Annotated in this window: 1 protein-coding gene; it reads left to right on the forward strand. The window is 56.7% G+C overall.

All coding sequences use genetic code 11. The features are described 5' to 3' along the window. Positions 1-261, forward strand: a 261-nt coding sequence (locus KVH01_RS29610) for a hypothetical protein (RefSeq protein WP_217883819.1), incomplete at both ends; no start/stop codon positions are given.

The following is a 261-nucleotide window of genomic DNA, read 5'->3' on the forward strand; positions in this document are numbered from 1 at the left end:
CGAACGTGGGCAGTTGCTCGAAGAACAACTGCCCAATGGCGGGATCAAGCGTTATCGCTATGACGATTTAGGGCGGCAAATAGCGCGTGAGGATGAACATGGCGCGCAGATTCTTTATGAATGGGACTCCGTAGGACGTCTGCTGAAACTGACCCAGCCCGGCGGCGCTTGCCGGGAATTGAGCTACAACCCCTACGGAAAAATCATCGCCGAGCGTGATGAACTCGGCCACGTCACCCGCTACGAATACGAAGGCGGCCT

This window comes from Pseudomonas khavaziana (genome assembly GCF_019145205.1).
Lineage (GTDB): Bacteria > Pseudomonadota > Gammaproteobacteria > Pseudomonadales > Pseudomonadaceae > Aquipseudomonas > Aquipseudomonas khavaziana.